Raw genomic sequence first — 25,014 nt, 5'->3', positions numbered from 1 at the left:
GAGGGGGGAGCCGGACGCCATCTGCGACGGTCGAACGGTCCGTCGGCCTGGCAGCCCGCTCAGCCGCGTGCGGCAGGGACCGCTCAGACCTCCAGGAGGCCGAAATCGCCGGGGCCGAGTTGGCCCGGCAGCACCCCTTGCAGCAGCACGGAATGGCCCTGGCCCAGGTCGATCACGGTGTTACCCTGTCCATCGGCGGCCAGGCGCGACTGGAACACCGCGAACAGGCTGGTGCCGTCGAAGCCGAGACCGTTCAGGCCGGGCGCCATGAAGAGCGCGTCGGTGCCGGGCGTGAAGTCGGTGATGCGGTCGTCCCCGCCATTGCTCTCGAAGATGAAGTTGTCGGCGCCGATGCCGCCGGTCAGGGTGTCGTTCCCGCCCTCGCCCAGCAGCAAATCGTCGCCAGCGCCGCCGATCAGGATATCGGCATCCGGCTCGTCGATGGTGGCATCGCCCAGACCGCCGAAGAGGACATCGTCTCCGGCCCCGCCCAGAAGGGAGTCGTTGTGCTCCTCCCCGCGGAGGACGTCGTTGCCCTCGCCGCCCGACAGGGTGTCGTTGCCGGCCTCGCCGAACAGATCGTCGTCGCCGAGATTGCCATCCATCAGGTCGTTGCCGCCCGGCCGGTCATAGAAGCCGAAATCGCCGAACATCAGGTCGGCACCCTGGCCGCCGAACATCGTGTCGTTGCCGGCTTCCTCGCCGCCGTCGCCATGGATCGTGTCGTCGCCGATATTGCCGTTGACGTGCCAGTCGTCCCCGTTGCCGCCGAAGACGTAGTCGTTGCCCTGCCCACCGCGCACGAAGTCGACGCCGCTGTTGCCATAGACGAAGTCGTTGCCGGTGTTGCCGTTCACGTCATCGTCGCCGCTGCCGCCGACGACCGTGTCGTCGCCGCCCAGTCCGATCAGCCGGTCGTTGCCGGCGCTGCCGATCAGCGAATCGGCGCCGCGCAGCAGGTAGGCCAGCACCTGGAAGCCGTCGCCGGACGCGGCTGCGGCCTGGACCAGCGGCAGGAGGTCCTGATAGGTCGCGTCGAGCCCTGTCACCTCGTAGCCGACGGCCGCACCCGTCTCGGCCACGCCGTCGAGCTGTCCGCCCACCGGGACGGTGCCGGCCAGCGCGAAGCTCCCGGTCAGCGTGACGGTGTCGCCGCCGCGCTCCTGGACGACGATCGTCGTCGCCGACGCGCTTAGCAGCGTGCCCTGCGGGTCGCCGACATTGTAGCCGGGCGATACCATGTCGAGCGGCTTGGTTGCGGTCAGGAGGGCCATGGCTCACGGTTCCGTCGGGGTTGGTCGGGTGATCGAAGCCGCGGCGGCAGAGAACGCGAAGTTGCCGCCGGGGGGATGTTGGCACTAGTGTCCGCCATCGATCCAGTGGTTCAACCTGGAAATTGAAGGAGGATACCGCCTTGAAGATGTTCCTCGCGCCGACCGTCCTGGCGGCCGCTCTCGCGTTGGCGCCGGCTGCCGGCGCCCAGACCTTGCCGGATTATTATCCGAAGGAATACTCCCAGATCGTCGAGGGCTCCAAGAAGGAGAACAAGCTCGTCATCTACTCGATCATGGCCGAGTACAATTGGCGGCCGGTGATCGAGGGCTTCAAGAAGAAGTACCCCTGGATCGACGTGCAGACCCTCGATCTCGGCTCGGGCGAGGTGTTCGAGCGCTTCTATGCCGAAAAGGCATCGGGTGCCCGCACGGGCGACCTGATGATCAACGGCGCCGTCGACAAGTGGCTGCAGTTCGCCGGCCGCGGCGAGTTGCTGGAGTACGAGTCGCCGGAAGCGGCCAAGGTTCCGGATTGGAGCAAGCCGCGCAAGGGCATCTACAGCGTCTCGGCCGACCCCATGGTCATCGTCTACAACAAGGCGCTGATCCCCGAGGCGCAGGCGCCCAAGAGCCTGGCCGACCTGGTGAAGATGACGTCGGCCGCGCCGGCCAAGTACAAGAACAAGATCACCACCTACAACGCCGGCACCGAGGCGTTTGGGCTCGCCATCAACTGGGCCTACGTCAAGAAGAACGGCGACAAGGCCTGGGACCAGTTCGCCGAAATGGCCAAGGTCGTGCGGCCCGAGGGCAGCGCCGGCCCGATGGTCGAGAAGATCACGGCCGGCGAGTACATGGCCGGCTACTTCGTGTCCGCCATCGTGCTCTATCCCCGCCTGAACGACCCGGCGCGCGCGCGCATCCTGGGCTGGTCCTTCCCGACCGACGGCACGCCGATCATCATCCGCGGCATGGGCATCCCCAAGGCCGCGACCAACATGAACTCGGCCAAGCTGATGCTGGACCATATCATCTCGCATGAGGGCCAGGTCGCCTTCGGCAAGGGCGGGCTCACCCCCTACCGCGCCGACGTGAAGGACGACGAGGTGCCGCGCTACACCTTCAGCCGCGTCGCCAAGGAAGCCGGCGGCGAGCAGAACCTGGTCATCGTCGACTACGACCAGGACATCGTCGCCAAGGGGCCGGAGTTCCAGGCCAAGTGGAAGAAGGTCTTCGGCCAGAACTGAGAACCGGACCCGCCCGATGTCGATGACGACGGCGACCCCCGCCCCGGCCCTCGTGCCGGGGCGGGACGGTGTGGCGCAGTGGGGAATCGCCGCGCTGACCCTGGCCCTGGTCGCGGCCCCACTGATCCCCATCCTGTACCAGTCGTTCAGCGACCGGCCGCTCTATGACGGCTCGGGCAACCTGTCGCTCGACAACTATGTGAAGCTGTTCGGCAGCGCGCAGTTCATGCGCGTCATCTGGAACACGCTGCTGCTGGGGGCGTTCACCACCATCATCGGGACCGTGGTCGGCGTCGTCGCGGCCATCGTCATCGGGCGCACCAACATGCCGTTCAAGGCCGCGATCGGCGAAGTGCTGATCTGGCCGCTCTACATCTCGCACCTAGTGCTGGGCTTCGGCTTCAGCGTCATGTACGGCCCGTCGGGCTACATCACGCTCTCGCTCGCCTCGATCCTGGGCGATGCGCCGTGGGACCTCTACACGATCCACGGCATGGCGATCATCTGCGGCATCGCGCAGGCGCCGATCACCTATCTCTTCTGCGTGGCCTCCACCCAGGCCGCCGACCCATCGCTGGAGGATGCCGCGCGCATCTCGGGCGCCAGTCCGTTCCGCGCGCTCTGGTCGATCAGCATTCCGCTGCTGCGGCCGGCCATCGTCTATGCGGTGATCCTGAACTTCACCGTGGCGCTGGAACTGCTGGCGATTCCGCTGCTGTTCGGCCGACCTGCGGGGCTGGAGTTCCTGACCACCTATCTCTACGAGCACGGCATCGACGCGGCCACGCCGGACTACGGCCTGGTGGGGGCCGCCGCCGCCCTGCTGCTGGCGATCGTCAGCTTCCTCCTGTGGCTGCAGGCCCGCCTGCTGCGCGATTCCGGGCGCTTCGTCACGCTGGGCGGCAAGGCCGCGCGCCCGCGGGTGCTGAGCCTCGGTGTATGGCGCTGGCCGGTCTTCTTCGGCATGGCCTTTTACCTGGTCGCGGCCGTCGGCATCCCGCTGATCGGCGTCACGATGCGGGCCTTCACGAGCTTCCTCACGCCGCTGCTGCCCTTCTGGGAAGTGCTGACGCTCGACCACTTCATCCTGATCTTCTCCTACCCCGCCTATATCCGCTCGATCCTCAACACGATCGGCATCGCGGTGTTCGGCGGGGCGCTCTGCACGCTGTTCGTCGCCATGGTGGCGATCATCGTCCACCGGTCGGACTTCAAGCACGGCCGGGCGCTGGAATTCATCGCGACCTACCCGCGCGCGGTGCCGGGGCTGGTCGCGGGCATCGGCTTCCTGTGGGCGATGCTGCTGTTCCCGCCGCTGGGCCTGCTGCACAACACGATCTGGATCCTGGTGCTGGCCTACATCATGCGCTACCTGCCGACCGGCTTCGGCGCCATGTCGCCGATGCTGCTGCAGATCGGCCGCGAACTCGACCGGGCCTCGCGGACGGTGGGGGCGGACTGGTGGACGACCGCCACCCGCATCCTGCTGCCGCTCATCAAGCCCGCCCTGTTCTCGACCTTCGCGATCCTGTTCGTGGCCTTCTTCCGCGAGTACTCGGCCGCGGTCTTCCTGATTTCGCCCGGGGCGGAGGTCATCGGCACGATGCTGCTGAGCTTCTGGATCCAGGGCGATGCCGGGCCGGTCGCCGCGCTGGCGGCCTTCCAGGTCCTGCTGACCTTTGCCTTCGTCTACGGCGCGCGCCATCTGCTGGGAGTGAAGATCTATGGCTGAGGTGCGTATCCAGGGGCTGCTGAAGAAGTTCGGCTCCGTCGTCGCCGTCGACCATATCGACCTGACGATCGCGGACGGCGAGTTCCTGACCCTGCTGGGGCCGTCCGGCTGCGGCAAGTCGACGACGCTGGCCGCCGTGGCCGGTCTCGACCGGCCCGACGGCGGCTCCATCCGGGTCGGCGAGACCGTCTTCTACGACAGTGCCACCGGGGCCTTCCTGCCGCCGGAGCGGCGCAATTGCGGGCTGGTGTTCCAGTCCTATGCGCTGTGGCCGCACATGACGGTGGCCGAGAACTGCGCCTATCCGCTGAAGCTGCGGCGGATGCGCGGGGCCGAGCGCGCGCAGCGGGTCGACGAAGCGCTGGCGCTGGTGGAGATGCAGCCCTATGCGGCGCGCTATCCCCACCAGCTTTCCGGCGGGCAACAGCAGCGCGTCGCGCTGGCGCGCACGCTGGTCTATCGCCCGACCATCCTGCTGCTCGACGAGCCCCTGTCCAACCTCGACGCCAAGCTGCGCGAGCGGGCGCGGACGTGGCTGGCGCAGATTACCAAGAAGGTCGGGCTGACGACGATCTACGTCACCCACGACCAGATCGAGGCGCTGGCGCTGTCGGACCGCATCGCCGTGATGCGCGAGGGCCGCATCGCCCAGCTCGACACGCCGCGCGTCATCTACGAGCAGCCGTCCGACCCGTTCGTGGCCGACTTCATCGGCTCCAGCAACTTCCTGAAGGGTACCGCCGAGGGCGTGACGGGCGACGCGCTCTCGATCCGCCTGGATGGCGGCAACAACGTCATCCAGCTCGGCCTGCGGCCCGGCATCACATCGGGCCAACGGGTGACGATCGCGATCCGGCCCGAGCGGATCGCCGTGCTGGCGACGGGCGAGCCCTCCCCCGGCGATGGCTCGCTGCTCGACGCCAACATCGTGGAGCGCTCCTATCTCGGCTCGCGCTGGATGTACCATCTCGAGGTCGGCGCGACCCTGCTGCGGGTGGAGACCGCCCGCGAGCTGCCGGTTGGGCGCGTACAGGTTCATGTTCCGCCGGGTGCCGCCCTGGTGTTCGCCGGCGAGGAGGCACCCGAAGCGTGATCCCGTTCCATCCCGAAGCGACCGGCCCGCTCGACGGGCTGGTCGTGCTCGACCTGTCGCGCCTGGTCGCCGGCAACATGCTGAGCCTGCAACTGGCCGACTATGGCGCCGAGGTGATCAAGGTCGAGGATCCCAAGAAGGGCGACCCGCTGCGCGACTGGCGCACGCAAGGCCTCAGCGTTCACTGGAAGGTCTATGGCCGCAACAAGAAGAGCCTGACGCTCAGCCTGCGCAGCGAGGAGGGCAAGGCGCTGTTCCGCCAGCTCCTGGCCACGGCCGACGTCATGATCGAGAACTTCCGGCCGGGCACGCTGGAGGAGATGGGGCTGGGGCCGGATGTCCTGCACGCCATCCGCCCGGGCCTCGTCCTCGTGCGCGTCTCCGGCTGGGGGCAGGATGGGCCCTACCGCGAGCGACCGGGCTTCGGCACGCTGGTCGAGGGCGTGTCCGGCTTTGCCGCCAAGAACGGCTTCGCCGACCGGCCGCCGGTGCTGCCGCCGCTGGCCATGGCCGACATGATCGCGGGCCTCTATGGCGCCTTCTCGGTCATGGTGGCGCTCAAGCATCGCGACCAGACGGGGCAGGGACAGGTCATCGATCTGCCGCTGCTTGATCCGATCGTCTCGATCCTGGGGCCGGAGGCCGCCCAGTTCAAACTGACCGGCAAGATCGCCCAGCGCACCGGCAGCCAGTCTCGCACCGCCTCGCCGCGCAACGCTTTCAAGACACGCGACGGCCGCTGGGTTGCCATCTCTGCCTCGATGCAGTCCATGGCCGAGCGGGCCTATGCCGCGGTCGGGCGCCCGGACATGATCCAGGATCCGCGCTTCCGCACCAATGCCGACCGCATCAAGATCCCGGACGAGTCCGAGGCCCCGTTGCGGGACTTCATTGCTGCCCGCGACTTCGTCGAGGTGATGGCGCATTTCGAGAAGCACGAGGTGACGGCCGCACCGATCTACGACATCGACCAGTTCCTCGAGGACCCGCACGTCCAGGCCCGCCAGATCATCGTCGAGCTGCCCGATGCCGAGATGGGCAGCGTGCCGATGCACAACGTCGTGCCGCGGCTCTCGGAATCGCCGGGCTCCATCCGTACGGCCGCGCCGGAACTGGGCGAGCATACGGCGGCGATCCTGGCTCGCGTTGGTGTCGACGCTGACCGCTTGGCGGCGCTGCGCGCTGCCGGGACCATCTAGCCCCGGACGGCACGCAGTCCGGCCGGGCGGTCTGGGGAAACCGTCCGGCCGGGTGCTGCACCGGCGACCGTTTTGCGGGCGCCGGTGCGGGTTCTGGTGCGCCTAGGTGCGCGGACGCGGCTTGTTCTGCGGCTCCGCGGTGCCCGGGTCGCCGACGCGCTGGCCGGACTCGCTGGGCTTGGCGTCGGTCGGCTGGGTCTGGCCCGGCGCCGTCACGCCCGGCATCGCGGTGCCGGCCGAGGGCTGGGCGCCGGAACCCGGCGTCGTCGGCAGTTCCTTGGAGCCCGAGTCACCGGCGCGATTGCCGCTGCCCGTCTCGTTGGCCTTGGTCGGATCGGTCCCCGGCACTGCGCCCGGCATCGTGCTGGGCATCGGCATCGTGGCCGTGCCGGTGCGCGGCGCGCCCGTCGTGCTGGTGGGCGGGATGGCCGTGCCGGCATCGCCGCTGCGCTGACCGCCCTGCTCGGCGGTGCCGGGGCGGCTCTGCTGCGGGGTGGTGGCCTGCGCGGTCTGCATCACGCCGGAAACGCCCTGACCATGTCCCTGGATGCTGGGGGCTGCGAAAGCGGCCGGGGCGGCCAGGGCAAAGGCGAGGGCGGTCGCGGACAGCAACGTCTTCTTCATGGTCTGACCTTTCGGCTATCCAATTCTTCTGGCTTCTACCCTCTGCGGCAATACCGCTGAGGAAGCCTTCGAGTGGACAACCGGGTCACCTGGCCTTTGTTCCGCCGGGCCGGACGAAATCTTTCAAGTACGCCAATCGAATATGCCGCGTCCGACCTGGGGCGTCGCAACCTGTCCCGGCAGCAGCAGGGGGTTGAGAGTCCGCACATCGGCAGCGCTCAGGGTTGCCAGGCGTTGCGCCAGCCCGACAAAGCGGTCGCGCTCGCCGCGGTCGATCGCACCGGCCGTCAGCGTGTCGAACTTGCCGACATAGTCCGGCCACTGCCAGGGCGCGGCCCCGTTCGGGTGGGCGTCGGCCACGCTGCGCTCCGCCTCGACCACCCGGCCGTCGTCGAGCCGGATGGCGATCCGCCCGCCGAAGGCCCGCTCGGCCGGGTCGGCGGCGTGGTAGCGGCGGGTCCATTCCGGGTCCTCGACCGTGCGGATCTTGCGCCACAGCGCCACCGTCGAGGGGCGATGCGCGCGCTCGGCCGTGTAGCTCCGCTCATGGTGCCAGGCCCGGTCCTCGAGGGCCACGGCCAGGATGTACATGATGGAATGGTCGAGGGTTTCCCGGCTGGCGTCGGGGTCCATCTTCTGCGGGTCGTTGGCGCCGGTGCCGATGACGTAGTGGGTGTGGTGGCTGGTGTGCACCACCACCTCGGCGACACGCGACAGGTCGACCCGGCCGCCCAATTCGCGGGCGGCGTCGATCAGGGCCTGGGCCTGATACTCGGCCGAATGGGCCTTGGTGTAGGTCTCGAGGATGCCGCGCGGCGCCTCGCCGGGGGCGGGCAGGTGGACGGTGTAGCGGTCGTCACGGCCGCCCAGCATCCAGGCCAGCACCGAATCCTCGCCCTCGTAGATCGGGCTGGGGGCGGCCTCGCCGCGCATCGCCCGGTCGACCGCCTCGATCGCCAGCTTGCCGGAGAAGCCGGGCACGAAAGCCTTCCACGAGCTGATCTCGCCCTTGCGCGACTGCCGGGTGGAGAAGGCGAGGTGGACGGCCTGGTTCACCGCCTGGAACACGACCGGCGTCGGCAGGCCCAGCAGCGCGCCGATGCCGGCGGCCGTCGCCGGCGCCAGGTGGGCGATATGGTCTTTCTTGTAGGCGTGCAGGCAGATCGCCTTCACCAGCGCCACATGGATCTCGTAGGCAACCGCGATCGCCCGCACCAGCGCCGGGCCATCGCGCCCGGTCTGCTCGGCCACCGCCAGCAGGGGGGCGATGGAATCGCCCGGATGGGCATAGTCCGCGGCCAGGAACGTATCGTGATAGTCGAGCTCGCGCACCGCGGTCGCGTTCGCCCAGGCGGCCCATTCGGCATCGACCCGGACATCGCCCGCCAGGCCGAACAGGCTGGCGCCGCCGGCGCGGGGATGGGCCAGCGCCATGGCGCGGGCGGCCGCCACCGGGCCGCGGTTGACGGCCGCGAGTGCGACCGCCGCGTTGTCGACGACACGGCAGGCCGCCATCGCCGCCACTTCCGGCAGGACCGGGGCGCCGCCGGTCGCGACCTCGGCGATCTTCCAGGCGAGTTGGGCTTCGCGCGGCAGCCGCGCGGCGGAGGGGTGGACGCGGACGTCATGGGCGATCATGGGGCGAATGGCTAGCAGAACGGCACGGCGGCATCAGCCACTTTCCGCATCCGGCTGCCCTCCCGTATCGTCGCGGGCGGGAAACGTCCAAAACCAACGAGGTCGGGCAATGGCAGGCAGGCTGGCGGGCAAGGTGGCGATCATCACCGGGGCGGGATCGTCGGGGCCGGGATGGGGCAATGGCAAGGCGACGGCCGTCCTCTTCGCGCGCGAGGGGGCGTCGGTGTTCGCGGTCGACGTGAACGGCACCGCGGCCGCGGAAACCTGCGCCATCATCGCGGGCGAGGGCGGGATTGCCGCCGCCCATACCACGGACGTGTCCTCGCACGACCAGGTGCGGGCCATGGTGGCCACCTGCCTGGAGCGTTTCGGGCGGATCGACATCCTGCACAACAATGTCGGCATCGCCGTCGTAGGGGGCGCGGTCGATCTGCCCGAGGAGGAGTGGGACCGGGTCGAGCGCGTCAACCAGAAGAGCGTGTTCCTGGTCTGCAAGCATGTCCTGCCGGTGATGGAGCGGCAGGGCGGCGGGGCCATCGTGAATACCGCATCCATCGCGGGCATCCGCTGGACGGGGATCGACTACATCTCCTACTACGCCACCAAGGGCGCGGTCGGCATGATGACCAAGGGCATCGCGCTGGCCTATGCCGCCAAGGGCATCCGGTGCAACGCGATCCTGCCCGGCCTGATGGACACGCCGATGATCCGCCATGGCCTGCCCGACGCCTATGCCGGCGGCGACATCGACCAGATGATCGAGAAGCGGCATCGCCAATGCCCGATGGGGCGCATGGGCGATGCCTGGGACGTGGCCAATGCCGCGCTCTTCCTGGCGTCGGACGACGCGCGCTACATCACGGCCCACGAGCTGGTCGTGGATGGCGGGCTGACGGCGCGCTGCGCCTAGGTCGCGGCCGGTACAGGGTTGAACTGCGGGCCGGTTCGGGCGACATCAATGGGTGATGAATGCGAATGATGGCGGTTGGCTTGCCCCACCCGCGGCTCTCGACGGTTCCTGGGCGCTGTTTCTCGACGTCGACGGGACCCTTCTCGACATAGCCGACGAGCCCCAGTCGGTCACCGTGCCGGAAACGCTGCGGCCGGATCTCCGTCGGCTGGCCGCCGGTCTCGGCGGGGCGATGGCGCTCGTCAGCGGCCGGACGGTGGCCGAGCTGGACCGGCTGTTCGCCCCGCTGGTCCTGCCGGCGGCCGGCCAGCACGGCGCCGAGATCCGGCTCGACCCGCTGGGGGCGGTCCATTCCGGCCGCATCGACCCGGTGCTGCCGGGCCTGGCGCCGGAAGTGCGGGCGCTGGCGGCCGTCTGGCCCAATGTCGAGGTGGAGGAGAAGGGGGCGGCGATCGCCGTGCATTTCCGGCGTGCGCCCGAGGCCGAGGTCCAGTTGACCCGCGCGCTGCGCAGCCTGGTCGAGGCCGCCGGCGGGGCGATCGAGCTGCTGGAAGGCAAGATGGTGCGCGAGCTGCGCGACCGCCACCACACAAAAGGCACCGCGGTCGGGATCTTCATGGCCAGTCCGCCGTTCACGGGCAGGCGCCCGGTCTTCATCGGCGACGACGTGACCGACGCGGACGGGTTTGCGGCGGTGGAGGCGGTGGGCGGGCTGGCGATGGCGGTCGGTATCCACCCGGCCATCGCGCGCGCGCCAAGCTTCACGGATGCAGCCGCGGTACGCACGTGGCTGTCCGTTCTGGCCAGGGAGAGCAAACAGGCATGACAGCCAACCTCGAACTCGGCGTCGTCGGCAATTCGGTCGTGGCGGCACTCGTAGACCCGGTCGGTCGCATCGTCTGGATGTGCTATCCGCGCCTGGACGGGGACCCGGTGTTCTGCAGCCTGCTGGACGGCGACGAGAAGGTCGAGGGCAGCTTCTCGATCGACCTCCACGGCTTTGCCGAAAGCAGCCAGCGCTATCTCGGCAACACGGCGGTGCTGGAGACGATCCTGACCGACGGCAGCGGGTCGTCGGTCCGCATCGTCGACTATGCCCCGCGCTTCAAGCAGTTCGACCGGCTTTACCGGCCGCCGACGATCATCCGCCGCATCGAGCCGCTGGGCGGCATGCCGCTGGTGACGATCCGGCTGCGGCCGCGCTTCAACTATGGTGCCGAGCCCGCCAAGCGCACCGTGGGCAGCAACCATATCCGCTACTTCTCGGAAAGCCCGCCGGCCCTGTCGGGCACGCTGCGGCTGACGACCGACGCGCCGATCGCCCACATCGTGGCCGAGCAGCCCTTCGCGCTGACCCAGCCGCTGACCATGGTGCTGGGCCCGGACGAGACCTTCACCGGCTCCGTGCCGCGCCTGGGCGTCGATTTCCTGGAGCGTACGCGCGAATACTGGATCGAGTGGCAGCGCTACCTGTCGGTACCGTTCGAGTGGCAGGACGCGGTCATCCGCGCCGCCATCACCCTGAAGCTGTGCGCCTTCGAGGAGACGGGGGCGATCGTGGCCGCCCTGACGACGTCGGTGCCCGAGGCGGCCGACACGCCGCGCACCTGGGACTACCGCTACTGCTGGCTGCGGGATTCCTACTTCGTCGTCCATGCGCTGAACCGGCTGGGCGCGACGCTCACGATGGAAGATTTCCTGCGCTATATCACCACGGTGGCGCAGACCGAGACGAGCGGCGTGCTGAAGCCGGTCTATGGACTGTTACCGTCGATCCCGCTCGACGAGCGCACCGTGCCGAGCCTGAAGGGCTATCGCGGCATGGGGCCCGTCCGGGTCGGCAACCTGGCCCAGGTGCAGGTTCAGAACGACAGCTACGGCAGCATCATCCTGGCCGCGGCGCAGATGTTCTTCGATCTGCGCCTGCCCCATGTCGGCGACATCGAGCTGTTCCGCCGGCTGGAGCGGTTGGGGCGGAAGGCGGCCGCGGTGGCCTTCGAACCCGATGCCGGCCTGTGGGAGTTCCGCGGCCGGCTGCGCGTCCACACCCATTCGACCGCGATGTGCTGGGCCGCCTGCGACCGCCTGGCCAAGATCGCCCAGGTCCTGGACGAGAAGGCGGCCGCCGATGAATGGCGCGACATCGCCGACGGCATCCGCGAGCGCCTGCTGGCCGAGGCCTGGAATGCGGAGCTGAACAGCTTCGTCGATGCCCACGGCAGCACCGAGGTCGATGCCAGCCTGCTGCTGATGCAGGAGATCGGGCTCGTGGCGGCGGATGACCCGCGCTTTCTTGGCACCCTGTCGCTGATCGAGAAGCGCCTGCGGCGCGGCGCGCACCTGATGCGCTACGCCGCACCCGACGATTTCGGTTTGCCGGAGACGTCGTTTACCGTGTGTACCTTCTGGTATATCGACGCACTGGTTGCGGTCGGCCGCAAGGAGGAGGCGCGGGTGCTGTTCGAGCAGGTGCTGGCATGTCGCACCCGCCACGGGCTGCTGTCGGAGGATCTCGATCCGTTTCGGGGGGAGTTGTGGGGCAACTTCCCGCAGACCTATTCGATGGTGGGCCTGATCATCTCGGCCATGCGGCTGTCCAAGAGCTGGGAGGAAGCGTTTTGGCGCGGCTCGTAATCGTCTCCAACCGGACCGCGTCGCCGCGGGACCGCGGCACCCGGGCGGGCGGGCTGGCAGTCGGCCTGCGCGAGGCCCTGCAGAAGGAGGGCGGCCTGTGGTTCGGCTGGAGCGGCGAGCTGAGCGAGGCTGCGGCCGAGCCCAAGATCCACGAGGCTGGCAATATCCTCTTTGCCACCATTCCGCTGACGGCGGCCGACCATGACGACTTCTACGTGCACTATGCCAATGGCACGCTCTGGCCGCTTTGCCACTATCGCCTCGGCCTGATCGAGTTCAGCCGCAGCGCCTATGAGGGGTATCTGCGGGTCAACCGCCTGTTCGCCGAGCGGCTGGCGCCGCTGCTGCGGCCGGACGACATCATCTGGATCCACGACTACCACTTCATCCCGTTGGCCTCGGCCTTGCGGGCGCTGGGCGTGGCCAACCGGATCGGCTTCTTCCTGCACATTCCGCTGCCGGCGCCGGAGGTGCTGACCGCCCTGCCGCGCCATCGCCGGCTGGTGGCGGACCTTTGCGCCTACGACCTGGTCGGCTTCCAGACCGCCGACGACCTGCGGGCCTTCTCCAGCTACCTGGAGGAGGAGAGGGTGGGCGCCATGGACCGCGACGGCGCCTTCCAGGCCTTCGGCCGCCACGGGATGGCGGCGGCCTTCCCCATCGGCATCGACACGCAGGCGTTCGTCGACCTGGCGCAGGCCGCCGTCGACAGCCCGCAGACGCGGCGCCTGGCCGACAGCCTGGGCGGGCGGCGGCTCGTGATCGGCGTCGATCGGCTGGACTATTCCAAGGGCATCCCCCAGCGCATGGAATCCTTCCAGGCGGCACTCGAATCCCATCCCGAGCATCGCGGCCGCGTCACCTACATGCAGATCGCGCCGATCTCCCGCGGCGAGGTCGAGCAGTACCGGGCGCTGCGCCGCGAGCTGGAGGGCTGGGTCGGCCGCATCAACGGCCGCTTCGGCGAATTCGACTGGGCGCCGGTGCGCTACCTGAACAAGGCATTCCCGCGCCAGTCCCTGGCGGGATTCTACCGCGCCGCCGCGGTCGGCCTCGTGACGCCGCTGCGCGACGGCATGAACCTCGTCGCCAAGGAATATGTCGCCGCGCAGGATCCGGAGAATCCGGGTGTACTCGTGCTGTCGCGCTTTGCCGGGGCCGCCCGCTCCCTGCCGCAGGCCCTGATTGTCAATCCCTTCGACGTGGAAGAGATCGGCGATGCCATTCACCTGGCACTGACCATGCCGCTGGAGGAGCGCCGCGCCCGCTGGGCCGGCATGATGGCCGAGTTGCGCACGAACACCATCCAGAGTTGGTGCCAGGCCTTCGTCAGCCGGCTGAATGCGATCGACACCAACCGCCGGGCGGCATGAGCATCATCCTGGGATGATACTGGCGCGGCAGGAGTGAAATCCTTGAACGACCAGGGTCAGCCGCCGTCCGACGAAGCGGATGCCATTGCCCGCCAGGCGCAGGATTGGCTGATCCTGCTGCGCGAGCGCCGGGATCCGGAGACGCGCGCGCGTCTCCGGGCTTGGCTCGCCCGCAGCGAGGCCCATCGGGCGGCCTGGGCCAAGACCTGCAGGCTGGCCCAGTTGGTCCTCGAGGGGGTCCGCGAGCGCCGTAGCCAGCCTCGACCTGTGCCGGCAAAGGGACTGGCGGCGATTCTGGCGACCCTGGCACTCGCCTGGATGGCCGTGAGCGTCGTGCGACCGACAGCGCTGCTCGATTGGCTGGAAGCCGATTATGCAACGGGGGTTGCCGAGATACGCCAAGTGGCACTGGACGACGGCACGGTGATGGAACTGGCGCCCAATACGGCTGTCGCGGTCCATTATGATGCTGACGGTCGCCGCATCCGGCTGCTGTCCGGCGAGGCTTTCTTCCAGGTTGCCCATGAGACGACCCGTCCGTTCGAGGTTGCGGCGGGCGGCCTGCGCACGCGCATTGCCGATGGCTGGGTCGATGTCCGGGCTGACGCGGGGGCGGCGACGGTCGCGGTCAACCGGGGGCGGGCGGCGGTCAGCGATCCGGCCGGCTCGACGAGCCTGCTGTCCGGCGGCGACTGGGCTGCGCTGTCGGCCGTCGCTGGCCTCACCAGCGGACATGATCTGCCGCAGTTGGCGGGGGCTTGGCGCAGCGGGCGGATCGGCGTCACAGGCTGGACGCTCGACCGCGCCGTCGACGAACTCCGGCACTATCATCGTGGCACCATTCTCCTGGCAGACCCGGCCCTGGGGCGGCTGGTCGTATCCGGGGAACTCGAGCTCGGGCGCCCGCTGGCATCCCTCGACCTGATCCTGCGGGGATTGGGCATGGCTGCCCGGGAGATCACGCCGGGCCTGCTGGTCATCGCACGCATGGGGATCCCGGCCGGAGAATCCTGAGCACCCTCGGTCCGCAGTGTGAATGCGTTGCAATACTATTTTGCATCGTGCTAGTTCGCCGATACGCGGTGCGGACGACACAGTCCTTTACGTCGACCACCGGACGGAGCCGGGGCCGATGCTGCTGCGCATTCCAGAGATTCTCTCGAAGACCGAGGTGGCGCGCTGCCGCCAGGTCATCGACCAGGCCGAATGGGGCGACGGCAATGCCACGTCGGGCCACCAGTCGGCACTGGCCAAGAACAACCAGCAGCTTCCCGAGGGCTCGCCCGCGGCGCGCCAGGTGGGCAACGCCATCCTGGATGCGCTGGGCCGCAGCCCGGTCTTCATCTCGGCCGCCCTGCCGCTCAAGGTGTTTCCGCCGCTCTTCAACCGCTATGCCGGCGGCCAGGCGTTCGGGACCCACGTCGACAATGCCATCCGCCAGCTTCGCGGCAGCGACTTCCGCATTCGCAGCGACCTGTCCTGCACGCTCTTCCTCAGCGAGCCCGACGACTATGACGGCGGCGAGCTGTCGGTCGAGGACACCTACGGCGTGCACCGGGTGAAGTTGCCGGCAGGCGACCTCGTGCTTTATCCGGCGTCGAGCCTGCACCACGTCACCCCGGTCACGCGCGGTGCCCGCACCTCGTCCTTCTTCTGGCTGCAGAGCATGGTGCGCGACGACGCCAACCGCGGCCTGTTGTTCGACCTTGACCGCAGCATCCAGACGCTCGGTGCCGATCGCGGCCACGGCGACGCGGAGGTGATCCGCCTGACCGGCATCTATCACAACCTTCTGCGGCAGTGGGCAGACTGCTGACCGTTGGTCAGCCTCCTGGAGCGGATGCCATCCTGAGCGCGCGCCGCTGATGGCTCGGCGTGCTGCCGAACATGCTCTTGAAGTCCCGCGAGAAGTGGGCGCTGTCGGCGAAGCCGGCGTCGATCGCGATCTCGGTGATTGTGCGCTTGCTGTTGTCGAGCAGCCAGCGGCCGTATTCGAGGCGCAGGCGGCGCTGGAAGGCGGCCGGGCCGACGCCCAGCTCGGCATGGAACAGCCGCTCGAGCTGCCGTGAGCTGATCCCGACATAGCGCGCGATCGCGGCCACGGGCGGCGGGTCGTCGAGGCGCTGCTCGATGAACTGGGCGGCCTGGCGAATGCGGACATCGGCGATGCCGGCCAGCCTGGCGTAGAAGTGCGGCTGCGGCACCGCTGCCGGCCGGATGTCCTGCAGCATCATGTGCCGCATCGCCTGCTGGGCCTTGTCGCGCCCGCAGTGTCGCGACACGAGATAGAGTCCGAGATCGATCGCGGCCGTCGATCCGGCACAGGTGATGAGGTCGCCCTCGTCGAGGAAGAGACGGTCGACGACCGCGTTGAGGCGTGGAAATCGCTGGTTGAACGCGTCCAGCACGTTCCAGTGGACGCAGACCCGGCGGTCGCCGACCAGGCCGGCCTTGGCGATGACGAACGTGCCGGTGCAGATGCCCAGCAGACGGACGCCACCGGCCGCCGCCGCGCGCAGGTGTTGCACGAGTGCCGTGGCCGGCTCGTCGTTCAGGTAGTCGTTGCCGCCGCAGACCGCGACATAGTCGAACTCCCCGGCGTCGCGCAGGCCGCTGTTGGGCATGACGGACACCCCGCAGCTCGACTGCTGCGGCCCGCCGCCCAGGCTCATCACGGTCCAGGCGATATGGAGCTGCCGGCTGCGGCCGCCGTGATCGGCCGCCAGGCGCAAGGCGTCGATCAGGCCGGAGAATGCGGCCAGCGTGAACTGGTGCAGCAGGATGAAACCGACACGCAGACGCGGTTCGGCCGGCTCGCCGGTATCGGCAGGCAGCATCCCTCCAGTCCTGTCCGGACCCCTCCAGTCCTGGTTCATGTCGCGAATGTTCAACTTTTGGGCTGGTTACTTCTAGTGGAAATCGCAGCGGGGGAGGAAGCTCGCATAGCTGCCGAAGACTGATCGAGAGGAGAGCGACAATGACCCGACCTCTGACCCTGGTCTCTGCCCTGCTGGGCGCCGCCGCGTTGGCTGGTTCCGCCCAGGCGCAGCAGCCGTCTTCGATCACGGTCGCCTGGTATGGCGGCAACTGGGGCGATGCGTTCCGCGCCTGCGTCGCAGAGCCCTTCACCAAGGCCACGGGCATCGCCGTCAACGCCGAGATCGGCACGTCCACGGTGACGCTCGCCAAGCTGCAGCAGCAGAAGGCCAACCCGACGATCGACGTGGCGTGGATGGATGGCGGCATCAGCGAACTGGCGCTGGCCGCCGACGTGACCGACAATCTGGACGCGGGCGCGATCCGCAACCTCGCCAACACCTTGCCCGAGGCCGTCTACAAGTCCGGCGCCACGACCTATGCGGTGGGCACCGGCTACTACTCGCTGGGCATCGCCTACAACACCCAGAAGGTGAAGACCGCGCCGACCTCCTGGAACGACCTGTGGAAGAAGGAGTTCGAGGAAGCGGTCACGATCCCGTCGCCGTCCAATTCCTCCGGCGTGCCGCTGATCATCTTCCTGTCGAAGATCTGGGGCGTTCCGACCAGCGACCTGTCGGCGACCTTCAAGAAGATCAAGGAGCTGAAGCCGGCGCTGTTCTTTGATTCGTCGGGTGCGGCGACGAATGCCTACCAGAGCGGTGAGGCCATCATCGGGGCGCATTTCAACGTCGGCGCCTGGGACCTGACCGACAAGGGCCTGCCGATCGCCTTCGTCGTGCCGAAGGAGGGCGCCTGGGCCACGGATGCCCGCCTGCATCTGGTCAAGGGCACGGCCAGGAAGGACGCCGCCCAGAAGTTCATAGACCAGGCGCTGACGCCCGAGGCCGCAGCCTGTCTGGCCGACAAGCTCTATCTCGGCCCGTCCGTGAAGGGCGTCACGATCAAGCAGGAGACCGCGCGCAAGCTGCCGTGGGGCGAGACCGGGTCGGTCAAGAACCTGCAGCTCTTCGACTGGGCCGAGATCAACGCCCTGCGGCCGAAGATCGTCGACACCTGGAACCGCGAGATCGCGCGGAAGTAGGGGCGCCGCGGGACCCTGACGAGGCGTTTCCGGTGACCGCACTCCTGGAGATCGTGGGCCTGTCGAAGCAGTTCGGCGGCCAGGTGGTGCTGCGGGACATCGACCTGGTCGTGGAGCAGGGCGAGTTCATCGCCCTGCTCGGTCCCTCGGGCTGCGGCAAGACCACGCTGCTGCGCTGCATCGCCGGCTTCCTGGCGGCCGAGACGGGCCGTGTTTGCATTGCCGGCGAGGATGTGACGGACCTGCCGCCATACCGCCGGCCCCTCAACACGGTCTTCCAGAACTACGCGCTCTTTCCGCACATGAGCGTGGCCGACAACGTGGCGTACGGGCCGCGGCGTCGCGGTGCCGGCCGGGCCGAGGCGGGCCAGCTTGCGATGGACGCGCTCGCCCTGGTCGGCATGGCGGACATGGGCCAACGCATGCCCCGCCAATTGTCGGGCGGCCAGCAGCAGCGGGTCGCCCTGGCCCGCGCCGTCGTCAACAAGCCCAAGCTGCTGCTGCTGGACGAGCCGCTGAGCGCGCTCGACCTGAAGCTGCGCAAGCGCGTCCAGATCGAGCTGAAGCAGTTGCAGGAAAAGCTCGGGATCGCCTTCGTCTTCGTCACCCACGACCAGGAGGAGGCGCTGACCATGGCCGACCGGGTCGTGGTGATGAACGCGGGCCGCATCGAACAGGCCGGCCGGGGGCAGGATATCTACCGGTCGCCCAGCACGCGCTTCGTCGCCGACTTCATCGGCGAGGCGAACTTTCTGCGCACGACGGCAGCGGGCGGCGGCCGGGTCGCGCTGGCGCTGGGCGCCGTGGAACTGCCGGCCCCGGGCTACGCCGGCGGTGCCGCGCCCGTGGCCGTGCTGCGGCCCGAGCACATCGCGATCCGCAGCCAGGCACTGGCGGACGGTCGGGTCGAAGTCCCGGCCAAGGTCCAGAGCGTGACCCATGTCGGCAGCCATGTGCTGGTCGCGCTGGACACCGCGGAAGGGGTCCTCCACTGCCGTATCGGCGGCACGGCCCCGGTCGACCTGGTCCGGGGCGCCAGCATCGTCGCCAGCTTCGATGCGGCCGACGTGCATCTGGTGGCGGGCTGACGCCGTGGCCGCCAGCCTGCGGACGGTGGCGATCCTGACCGGCCTGCCGGTCCTGTTCTTCGCCGCGTTCTTCCTGGCGCCGATGCTGGTCGTCACCATCGCCAGCCTGACGGACGCGACCGGTGCCGTCACCTGGTCGAACTACGCCCGCATCCTGCTCGACCGATATCATTGGGACGTGCTGTGGGTGACGTTCCGGATCGGCGCCCTCACCACCATCGTCAGCGTGCTCATCGGCTACCCGCTGGCATGGTACCTGGTGCGCATCGTGAAGTGGGCGCCCTGGCGGCGCGCCTGCGTCATCCTCATCGTCGTGCCGCTGTTCACCAGCAACATCGTGCGGTCCTTCGGCTGGATGGTGCTGCTCGGCCGCAACGGGCTGGTGAATGACGGCCTGCTCGCGGGTGGCCTGATCGACCGGCCGGTGCGGTTCCTCGGCACCGAACTGGGCATCCTGATCGGGCTGGTCTACATCCTGCTGCCGTTCGTCGTGCTTTCTGTCGGCAACGGCCTGGCCAAGGTCGACCCCTCGCTGGAGCAGGCGTCCGCCGATCTGGGTGCCACGCCGGCCGCGACCTTCTGGACCGTGACCTTTCCGCTGAGCCTGCCCGGCCTGATGGCCGGGTCGATCATGGTCTTCATGCTGGCGGTCAGCGCCTATGTGACGCCGGCACTTCTCAGCGGCGGGCGCATCACCGTCTTCTCCATGCTGATCTTCCAGCAGTACAGCTCGGTCTTCGACTTCCACTATGGCGGCGCGCTCGGCATCACGATGCTGCTGCTGACCCTGGTCCTGGTGGCGGTCGCCGGTCGCTTCGGCGAGCCGAAGGGGAAGGGGGCCTAGGGGATGGTCACGCTGGCGATCCGCGTCGTCTCCTATGCCGCACTGGCCTACCTGCTGCTGCCCCTGGTCGTGCTGATCGGCGCGTCGCTGACGGCCACCAGTTTTCTCGCCTTTCCGCCGCAGGGGCTGACGCTCTCCTGGTACGGCCGGATGCTGGGCGATCCGACCTATGTGGCCGCGTTCGCCACCAGCACCATGCTGGCGACGGCGGCGACGCTGCTGGCGATCCTGCTGGCCGTGCCGGCCGCCCTGGCGATCGCCCGCTTCGCCTTTCCGGGCAGGGATACGCTGTCGGCGGTCCTGATGTCGCCGCTGATCCTGCCCCATGTCGTCCTGGGGGCGGCATTGCTGCAGTACGGCACGGCGATCGGGCTGACGCGGAGCTTCGCGGCCCTGCTCGTCGGCCATGTCGTCATCATCATGCCCTTCGTGCTGCGGGCCGTGCTGCCGCAGCTTACCGACGAGCAGCGCAGCCTGGAGGAAGCCTCGGCCGATCTCGGCGCGGGACCGCTGGCGACCTTCTTCCTGGTCACGCTGCCGCAGATCCGCAGCGGCATCGTCAGCGGCGGAATCTTCGCCTTCATCTCGTCCTGGATCAATGTCGAGCTCAGCATCTTCAACACGACGGCCCAGCTGACGACGATCCCGGTCAAGCTCTTCAACTACGTCCAGTACACGATCGACCCCACCATCGCCGCGGTCTCCTCAATCACCATTCTGGTGGCGGCGGTCGTCATCGTCGTTCTCGACCTTACCGTCGGCCTCGACGTCCTGTCCGAGCGCCGCTGAACCCCGGGCCACGTCAAGGAACCAACGATCATGCGCCAGCAGGATGTCTTCGATGTCATCTACACGCATACCGAGGGCGAGCCGCTCTGCATCATCCACAGCGGGATCCCCTATCCGGCCGGGCTGGACATCCTCGGCAAGCGCCGCTTCCTGGAGGAGAACTACGACTGGCTGCGCTGCGCGCTGATGCGCGAGCCGCGCGGCCACAAGGACATGTTCGGCGTCTTCCTGACGCCGCCGTCGAGCCCGGAGTTCGATGCGGGGCTGATCTATATCGACGGCACGCAGTATTCCCACATGTGCGGGCACGGAACGATCGCGGTCGGCATGGCGATGGTGGCGCTCGGCCTGGTGCGCTGCGGCGACGGCGGGCGGACCGTCATCCACTTCGAGACCACGGCCGGCCCGGTCACGGCGGAAGTCGCCAACGACGGCCCCGAGGTGCTGTGGACGCGATTCGAGAACGTCCCGGCCTACGTCGCGGCCCAGGACGTCTCGTTTGAACTGCCGGGCGTCGGCCAGCTCAAGGCCGACATCGCCTGGGGCGGCAACTATTTCGGCATCATCGACCTGAGGGGCACGTCGCTGCGCGTGGCGCCCGAGAACGGGGCGGAACTGTCGCGCCTCGGCGTCATCGCGCGCGAGCAACTGCGCCAGAAGGTGACGATCCAGCATCCGGCATCGGCCCATATCAACAACTTCAACTTCGTGACCTTCTGGCACGAGCCCACGATTGAGGGCGCGTTCTACAAAAACGTCCACGTCTTCTCCGCGGGCCAACTCGACCGCTCGCCGGGTGGAACCGGCACCAGCGCCATGATGGCGATGTTCGAGGCCCGCGGGCTGATGAAGCTGAACCAGCCGATCCGCTCCGAGGGCCTGCTGGGCAGCGGCACCTTCGAGGGGTGCCTGATTGGCGAGACCACCCTCAACGGCACGCGCGCCGTCCGCCCAACGGTGAAAGGCACGGCCGGGCTTCTCGGCACCGCGCGCTGGACCATCGACCGCAAAGATCCCGTGGGGGCGGGCTTCCTGGTCGGCTAGTCCTCGTCCGGCGGCCGCTCGGACTGCAGCTTGCGGCGGCCGCCGATCGCGCGGAAGAAGGGCGGGGCTACGGCTACGATCATCAGCACGCGGGCGATGTGGTGGGTGGCGACGAAGGCGGCGTCGATGCCCATGGCCAGGGCCACCAGGCTCATTTCCGGCAGCCCGCCGGGGGCGTAGGCCAGCAGCAGCCCGCGGATGTCGATGCCGGTCACCTTGTTCAGCCCGGCGGCGGCGATGAAGGCGGCACCCAGCGTGATGACGGTGGCGGCCGCGGCATGCAACGCCGTCACGCCGATCGTCGTCAGCTTGACGCCGGCGAAGCGCGAGCCGACCGCGCTGCCGATGGCAATCTGGGCGATGGCCACCAGCTCGGATGGCGGCCGGCTGTCGGTGATGCCGCTCAGATGGACGGCACCACTGACCAGCATGGCGCCCAGCAGCGGGGCCGCGGGGAAGCGCAGCGCGATGGCACCGGCCGCGCCGACGATCCCCGAGGCGGTCAGGATGGCGAAGTCCACCAGCGGGAAATGCAGGATGCTGTGCCCGGCGCCGGCCGACCCGGCCGGATGGTAACCGCCGAGATAGCGGAAGCCGAAGACCAGGATGAAGACGACCAGCATGACCCGGCAGCCATGCGTCAGCCCGATGATGCGCGGGTCGCCACCCATGGCGCCGCCCACCATCACCATCTCGTTCAACCCGCCCGGCATGGCGGTGAAGAACGAGGTTATGGGTCCGTAGCCTGCCACCCTGCGGAAATAGATGTAGGTCAGCCCACCGGCGATCGTCACATAGAAGATCAGCCCGGCCAGCGTCAGCGTCCAGCGCGAGATGTTGTCGAACAGGGCCGGCGTGAACGAGCTGCCGAGCATCACCCCCAGCACGACGATCATGCCGGACCTGAGCCAGCGCGGCAGCCCGACCTTGACCCCGGCCACCGATGCCGTGATGCAGGCCGCCATCGCCCCGAGCATCCAAGGCAGGGGCATGTTCAGCAGCCAGAAGGCCGTGCCGCCCGCAGCACCGATCGCCAGCGCCCGGACGATGTCGGCGAAGGGCGGCGAGGGCGGCCGGTGCCGGGCTGGCTTGGCCGCCATCGTCCGCCTCAGCCGACGAAGCGGCCGAGGCGGACGGCAGTATTGCCCTTCGTCAGGCGGCGCGACGGCATGATGAGGATGCAGCGATCATAGGGGGCGACGATCTCGCGCGTGCCGTCGCGACCGATCGGCATGCCGGCCTTCTCGATCACCTCCAGCCCGATGAAGGGCTCGACGAAGGCGAAATCCTCGGTCTCGATGGTGACCGCCTCGGTCACCTCGACGATCTGCTGCGGCGGCGGGGCCGCGGCCGGCAGGTGCCGGGCCAGGAAATCGTCGTCGACGATGTCGTAGAGACGCAGGAAGCGCAGGGTCGAGGCCATGGCGACATCCGCCGAAGAGCGCTCCCAATGCTGGCCGCACTCGACCAGCAATGCTGCCCGGTCATGCCCCTCGATGCCGAAATCGCCATAGTCGCGCAGGCGCTTGCCGGCCTTGTGGCCCTCGTCGCACACCACCAGCTCGGGCACCGCGATGGCCTTCGCCAGCGCCAGCCCCTGGGAGGTCAGACCGGCCAGCGACAGGGCGGCGGTGGCGTGCTGCATCGAATGGATGTCGAGAAGCTGGTCGACGGTGTCGATCAGCGGCCGCAACTGGCGCGCGCGCGTCAGCTCCACGCTCTGGCGCGGGCCGTCCAGCACGGCCGGCGTCCATACCCGGTTCATGTCCTCGTCGACATAGCGCGAGGCCGAAGGCCGCGCCGGGTCGAACGACAGGTAGGCGGCGACGTTGCAGAACACCAGCGACAGCTTGCCGGCCTTGGGCCGCACCTTGTGCCGGAACAGGAAGTCGACGGCGACCGCCCCGCACAGCTCGTTGCCGTGGATCACCGCATTGACCATGACGTGGGGGCCGGGCCGGCCGCTGTCGAAGGTCCAGGCATAGTCGATGCCAGTGTTGCCCTGCCGATAGGGCGCGATGTCCACGGGCTGGATCTCGATGGGGTATTCTTCGGCGGAGGACATGTCGGCTATTCCCGTGGATGTGCTGGCGATGGTCGGGTGGTGGCGGTCAGGCAGTTGGCGGTCAGGCCGAGAGGCGGTCGGTCAGGCGCTCCAGGAACGCCTCGCACGCCGCCACCTGGTCGATGGCGATGAACTCGTCGGGCTTGTGCGCCTGCTCGATGCTGCCGGGGCCGCAGACCACGGTCGGGATGCCGGCCGCCTCGAACAGGCCGGCCTCGGTCCCGAAGGCGACCTTGCCGGACCGGTTGGCGCCGGACAGCGCGCGGGCCATCTCGGCCACCGGCGCGTCGTCGGCCGTGCCGAGGCCGGGAAACTCCGACTGCTGCGTCCAGGTGAAGCCGGTGTCGGGCTGCACCGCCCGCATCTCGGGCAGCAGCTTCTCCTCGGCGTATTTTTGCACCTCGGCCAGCAGGGCGTGCGGGTCGGTGCCGGGCAGGTAGCGGAACTCGAAGTCGAACCAGCAGTCCTTGGGCACGATGTTGAGCGCCGTGCCGCCCTGGATCACGCCGGTATGGACGGTGGTGTAGGGCGGGTCGAACGCCGGGTCGTGGGGGCCGTGGTCGCGCAGCCGGCGGACCATTCCCTTGAGGTAGGCGATGACCTCGGCCGCGGCTTCCACCGCGTTCACGCCGGTATGGCAGATCGACGAGTGGCACTCGAAGCCGCGGACATGGCAGCGATAGCTGAGCTTGCCCTTGTGGCCGACGATCACCTGCATTTCCGTGGGCTCGCCGACGATGCAGGCGGCGGGCCGCACCGGGCGATCGGCCAGGCCGGCGATCATCTTGCGCACGCCCAGGCAGCCGACCTCCTCGTCGAACGAGAAGGCGAGGTGGATCGGGGTCTTCAGGGGGGCAGCCACGAAGCGCGGCACCATCGCCAGCACGACCGAGACGAAGCTCTTCATGTCGGTGGTGCCGCGGCCATAAAGCCGGCCGTCCTTCATCACCACGGTGAACGGCTCGGTCGACCATTCCTGGCCGTCGATCGGCACCACGTCGGTGTGGCCCGACAGCATGACGCCGCCGCGGTCGGCCGGGCCGATGGTGGCGAACAGGTTGGCCTTGCGCCCCTCGTCGTCGAAGAACAGCTCCGAGGCGATGCCGTGGCCGGCCAGGTAGGCCTCGATCCAGCGGATCAGCTCGAGGTTGGAGTTGCGGCTCGTGGTGTCGAAGGCGATCAGCCGTTCGATCATGGCAAGGCTGGCGGCGGAGGGCTGGGTCACGACGGTTTCACCTGGCGGAAGGCAGTCGGGCTACCGGCCCACTATGGCGGACGCAGTCGCCGGGTGCCAACCGTCCGCGACGATCTGGCAGGATTTCTGTCCTGAATCTGTGGATTCAGCCCGGGCATACCCGCGTTCGTTGCCTCCGGGCTGAATTTGGGCGATGGTGCCCCATGATCTGCCCGCCCTCACGAGGCGGGATCAATAAGGGGAG

Annotated in this window: 22 protein-coding genes; 15 read left to right on the top strand and 7 right to left on the bottom strand. The window is 68.7% G+C overall.

What is annotated here, in order from left to right; genetic code table 11:
• Window positions 1-83: 83 nt before the first annotated feature.
• Window positions 84-1,274, bottom strand: a complete 1,191-nt coding sequence (locus STVA_RS14485; RefSeq protein WP_123688619.1) for a calcium-binding protein — start codon at window positions 1,272-1,274, stop codon at window positions 84-86.
• 146 nt (window positions 1,275-1,420) lie between these two features.
• Here STVA_RS14485 and STVA_RS14480 point away from each other — a divergent pair, with 146 nt between their 5' ends.
• The 4 genes from STVA_RS14480 to STVA_RS14465 are packed head-to-tail and all read left to right on the top strand — an operon-like array spanning window position 1,421 to window position 6,545.
• Window positions 1,421-2,521, top strand: a complete 1,101-nt coding sequence (locus tag STVA_RS14480) for an ABC transporter substrate-binding protein (protein ID WP_123688841.1) — start codon at window positions 1,421-1,423, stop codon at window positions 2,519-2,521.
• Between the two features lie 16 nt (window positions 2,522-2,537).
• Window positions 2,538-4,253: an ABC transporter permease gene (locus tag STVA_RS14475; RefSeq protein ID WP_123688618.1), complete on the top strand. Its 1,716-nt coding sequence runs from the start codon at window positions 2,538-2,540 to the stop codon at window positions 4,251-4,253.
• Complete coding sequence (locus STVA_RS14470) at window positions 4,246-5,346, top strand: ABC transporter ATP-binding protein (protein ID WP_123688617.1); 1,101 nt, start codon at window positions 4,246-4,248, stop codon at window positions 5,344-5,346. The genes STVA_RS14475 and STVA_RS14470 overlap by 8 nt, the downstream gene beginning before the upstream one ends.
• Window positions 5,343-6,545, top strand: coding sequence for a CaiB/BaiF CoA transferase family protein (locus STVA_RS14465; RefSeq protein WP_123688616.1), 1,203 nt, complete (start codon window positions 5,343-5,345; stop codon window positions 6,543-6,545). Before STVA_RS14470 ends, STVA_RS14465 begins: the two co-directional genes overlap by 4 nt.
• Before the next feature lie 102 nt (window positions 6,546-6,647).
• Here STVA_RS14465 and STVA_RS14460 read toward each other — a convergent pair whose 3' ends face one another.
• Together STVA_RS14460 and STVA_RS14455 are read right to left on the bottom strand one after the other, a co-directional pair.
• Window positions 6,648-7,169, bottom strand: coding sequence for a hypothetical protein (locus STVA_RS14460; protein ID WP_123688615.1), 522 nt, complete (start codon window positions 7,167-7,169; stop codon window positions 6,648-6,650).
• Between the two features lie 123 nt (window positions 7,170-7,292).
• The gene (locus tag STVA_RS14455) at window positions 7,293-8,807 is read right to left on the bottom strand and encodes an MmgE/PrpD family protein (protein WP_123688614.1); all 1,515 of its coding nucleotides are present in this window, start codon (window positions 8,805-8,807) and stop codon (window positions 7,293-7,295) included.
• Between the two features lie 109 nt (window positions 8,808-8,916).
• On the opposite strand from STVA_RS14455, the gene STVA_RS14450 reads away from it, so the two are divergent.
• The 6 genes from STVA_RS14450 to STVA_RS14425 all read left to right on the top strand — a co-directional run bounded on the left by STVA_RS14450 (window position 8,917) and on the right by STVA_RS14425 (window position 15,540).
• On the top strand, window positions 8,917-9,717 hold the full coding sequence (locus STVA_RS14450) for an SDR family NAD(P)-dependent oxidoreductase (RefSeq protein WP_123688613.1): 801 nt from the start codon (window positions 8,917-8,919) through the stop codon (window positions 9,715-9,717).
• A 55-nt stretch (window positions 9,718-9,772) separates the two neighbouring features.
• A complete protein-coding gene (gene otsB / locus STVA_RS14445) occupies window positions 9,773-10,543 on the top strand; it encodes a trehalose-phosphatase (protein ID WP_123688612.1) in 771 nt (256 codons plus the stop codon).
• Window positions 10,540-12,351, top strand: coding sequence for a glycoside hydrolase family 15 protein (locus STVA_RS14440; RefSeq protein WP_123688611.1), 1,812 nt, complete (start codon window positions 10,540-10,542; stop codon window positions 12,349-12,351). Before otsB ends, STVA_RS14440 begins: the two co-directional genes overlap by 4 nt.
• Entirely contained in the window at window positions 12,336-13,724 is a 1,389-nt protein-coding gene (gene otsA, locus STVA_RS14435; protein WP_123688610.1) for an alpha,alpha-trehalose-phosphate synthase (UDP-forming), read from the top strand. The genes STVA_RS14440 and otsA overlap by 16 nt, the downstream gene beginning before the upstream one ends.
• Before the next feature lie 42 nt (window positions 13,725-13,766).
• Window positions 13,767-14,738: a FecR family protein gene (locus STVA_RS14430; protein ID WP_170216341.1), complete on the top strand. Its 972-nt coding sequence runs from the start codon at window positions 13,767-13,769 to the stop codon at window positions 14,736-14,738.
• A gap of 118 nt (window positions 14,739-14,856) precedes the next feature.
• Window positions 14,857-15,540 (top strand): Fe2+-dependent dioxygenase, encoded by a 684-nt coding sequence (locus STVA_RS14425; protein WP_123688608.1) that lies wholly within the window; start codon window positions 14,857-14,859, stop codon window positions 15,538-15,540.
• Window positions 15,541-15,547: 7 nt separating this feature from the next.
• Here STVA_RS14425 and STVA_RS14420 read toward each other — a convergent pair whose 3' ends face one another.
• Window positions 15,548-16,561: a GlxA family transcriptional regulator gene (locus tag STVA_RS14420; protein WP_197735634.1), complete on the bottom strand. Its 1,014-nt coding sequence runs from the start codon at window positions 16,559-16,561 to the stop codon at window positions 15,548-15,550.
• Between the two features lie 140 nt (window positions 16,562-16,701).
• Here STVA_RS14420 and STVA_RS14415 point away from each other — a divergent pair, with 140 nt between their 5' ends.
• The 5 genes from STVA_RS14415 to STVA_RS14395 are packed head-to-tail and all read left to right on the top strand — an operon-like array spanning window position 16,702 to window position 21,510.
• The gene (locus STVA_RS14415) at window positions 16,702-17,745 is read left to right on the top strand and encodes an ABC transporter substrate-binding protein (RefSeq protein ID WP_123688606.1); all 1,044 of its coding nucleotides are present in this window, start codon (window positions 16,702-16,704) and stop codon (window positions 17,743-17,745) included.
• Window positions 17,746-17,777: 32 nt separating this feature from the next.
• Complete coding sequence (locus tag STVA_RS14410; RefSeq protein WP_123688605.1) at window positions 17,778-18,833, top strand: ABC transporter ATP-binding protein; 1,056 nt, start codon at window positions 17,778-17,780, stop codon at window positions 18,831-18,833.
• A 4-nt stretch (window positions 18,834-18,837) separates the two neighbouring features.
• Window positions 18,838-19,677: an ABC transporter permease gene (locus STVA_RS14405; RefSeq protein ID WP_245978212.1), complete on the top strand. Its 840-nt coding sequence runs from the start codon at window positions 18,838-18,840 to the stop codon at window positions 19,675-19,677.
• A gap of 3 nt (window positions 19,678-19,680) precedes the next feature.
• Window positions 19,681-20,466, top strand: coding sequence for an ABC transporter permease (locus STVA_RS14400; RefSeq protein WP_123688603.1), 786 nt, complete (start codon window positions 19,681-19,683; stop codon window positions 20,464-20,466).
• Window positions 20,467-20,496: 30 nt separating this feature from the next.
• Window positions 20,497-21,510 (top strand): proline racemase family protein, encoded by a 1,014-nt coding sequence (locus STVA_RS14395; RefSeq protein WP_123688602.1) that lies wholly within the window; start codon window positions 20,497-20,499, stop codon window positions 21,508-21,510.
• Here STVA_RS14395 and STVA_RS14390 read toward each other — a convergent pair.
• The 3 genes from STVA_RS14390 to argE form a co-directional block, all read right to left on the bottom strand.
• Entirely contained in the window at window positions 21,507-22,610 is a 1,104-nt protein-coding gene (locus tag STVA_RS14390) for an AbrB family transcriptional regulator (protein ID WP_123688601.1), read from the bottom strand. The genes STVA_RS14395 and STVA_RS14390 overlap by 4 nt on opposite strands.
• 8 nt (window positions 22,611-22,618) lie before the next feature.
• A complete protein-coding gene (locus STVA_RS14385; RefSeq protein WP_123688600.1) occupies window positions 22,619-23,575 on the bottom strand; it encodes a M14 family metallopeptidase in 957 nt (318 codons plus the stop codon).
• Between the two features lie 61 nt (window positions 23,576-23,636).
• Window positions 23,637-24,800, bottom strand: a complete 1,164-nt coding sequence (gene argE, locus STVA_RS14380) for an acetylornithine deacetylase (protein ID WP_123688599.1) — start codon at window positions 24,798-24,800, stop codon at window positions 23,637-23,639.
• Between the last annotated feature and the right edge of the window lie 214 nt (window positions 24,801-25,014).

Source organism: Stella humosa (assembly GCF_006738645.1).
In the GTDB taxonomy this organism is placed as follows: Bacteria; Pseudomonadota; Alphaproteobacteria; order ATCC43930; family Allostellaceae; genus Allostella; species Allostella humosa.
This window is presented reverse-complemented; position numbering and strand designations above follow the sequence as displayed.

Excerpts from the sequence above, each read along its gene's own strand:
- STVA_RS14485 (WP_123688619.1), bottom strand. The coding sequence starts at position 1,274 with ATGGCCCTCCTGACCGCAACCAAGCCGCTCGACATGGTATCGCCCGGC.
- STVA_RS14480 (WP_123688841.1), top strand. The coding sequence starts at position 1,421 with ATGTTCCTCGCGCCGACCGTCCTGGCGGCCGCTCTCGCGTTGGCGCCG.
- STVA_RS14475 (WP_123688618.1), top strand. The coding sequence starts at position 2,538 with ATGTCGATGACGACGGCGACCCCCGCCCCGGCCCTCGTGCCGGGGCGG.
- STVA_RS14470 (WP_123688617.1), top strand. The coding sequence starts at position 4,246 with ATGGCTGAGGTGCGTATCCAGGGGCTGCTGAAGAAGTTCGGCTCCGTC.
- STVA_RS14460 (WP_123688615.1), bottom strand. The coding sequence starts at position 7,169 with ATGAAGAAGACGTTGCTGTCCGCGACCGCCCTCGCCTTTGCCCTGGCC.
- STVA_RS14455 (WP_123688614.1), bottom strand. The coding sequence starts at position 8,807 with ATGATCGCCCATGACGTCCGCGTCCACCCCTCCGCCGCGCGGCTGCCG.
- STVA_RS14450 (WP_123688613.1), top strand. The coding sequence starts at position 8,917 with ATGGCAGGCAGGCTGGCGGGCAAGGTGGCGATCATCACCGGGGCGGGA.
- otsB (WP_123688612.1), top strand. The coding sequence starts at position 9,773 with ATGAATGCGAATGATGGCGGTTGGCTTGCCCCACCCGCGGCTCTCGAC.
- STVA_RS14440 (WP_123688611.1), top strand. The coding sequence starts at position 10,540 with ATGACAGCCAACCTCGAACTCGGCGTCGTCGGCAATTCGGTCGTGGCG.
- STVA_RS14425 (WP_123688608.1), top strand. The coding sequence starts at position 14,857 with ATGCTGCTGCGCATTCCAGAGATTCTCTCGAAGACCGAGGTGGCGCGC.
- STVA_RS14420 (WP_197735634.1), bottom strand. The coding sequence starts at position 16,561 with ATGCTGCCTGCCGATACCGGCGAGCCGGCCGAACCGCGTCTGCGTGTC.
- STVA_RS14415 (WP_123688606.1), top strand. The coding sequence starts at position 16,702 with ATGACCCGACCTCTGACCCTGGTCTCTGCCCTGCTGGGCGCCGCCGCG.
- STVA_RS14400 (WP_123688603.1), top strand. The coding sequence starts at position 19,681 with ATGGTCACGCTGGCGATCCGCGTCGTCTCCTATGCCGCACTGGCCTAC.
- STVA_RS14395 (WP_123688602.1), top strand. The coding sequence starts at position 20,497 with ATGCGCCAGCAGGATGTCTTCGATGTCATCTACACGCATACCGAGGGC.
- STVA_RS14390 (WP_123688601.1), bottom strand. The coding sequence starts at position 22,610 with ATGGCGGCCAAGCCAGCCCGGCACCGGCCGCCCTCGCCGCCCTTCGCC.
- STVA_RS14385 (WP_123688600.1), bottom strand. The coding sequence starts at position 23,575 with ATGTCCTCCGCCGAAGAATACCCCATCGAGATCCAGCCCGTGGACATC.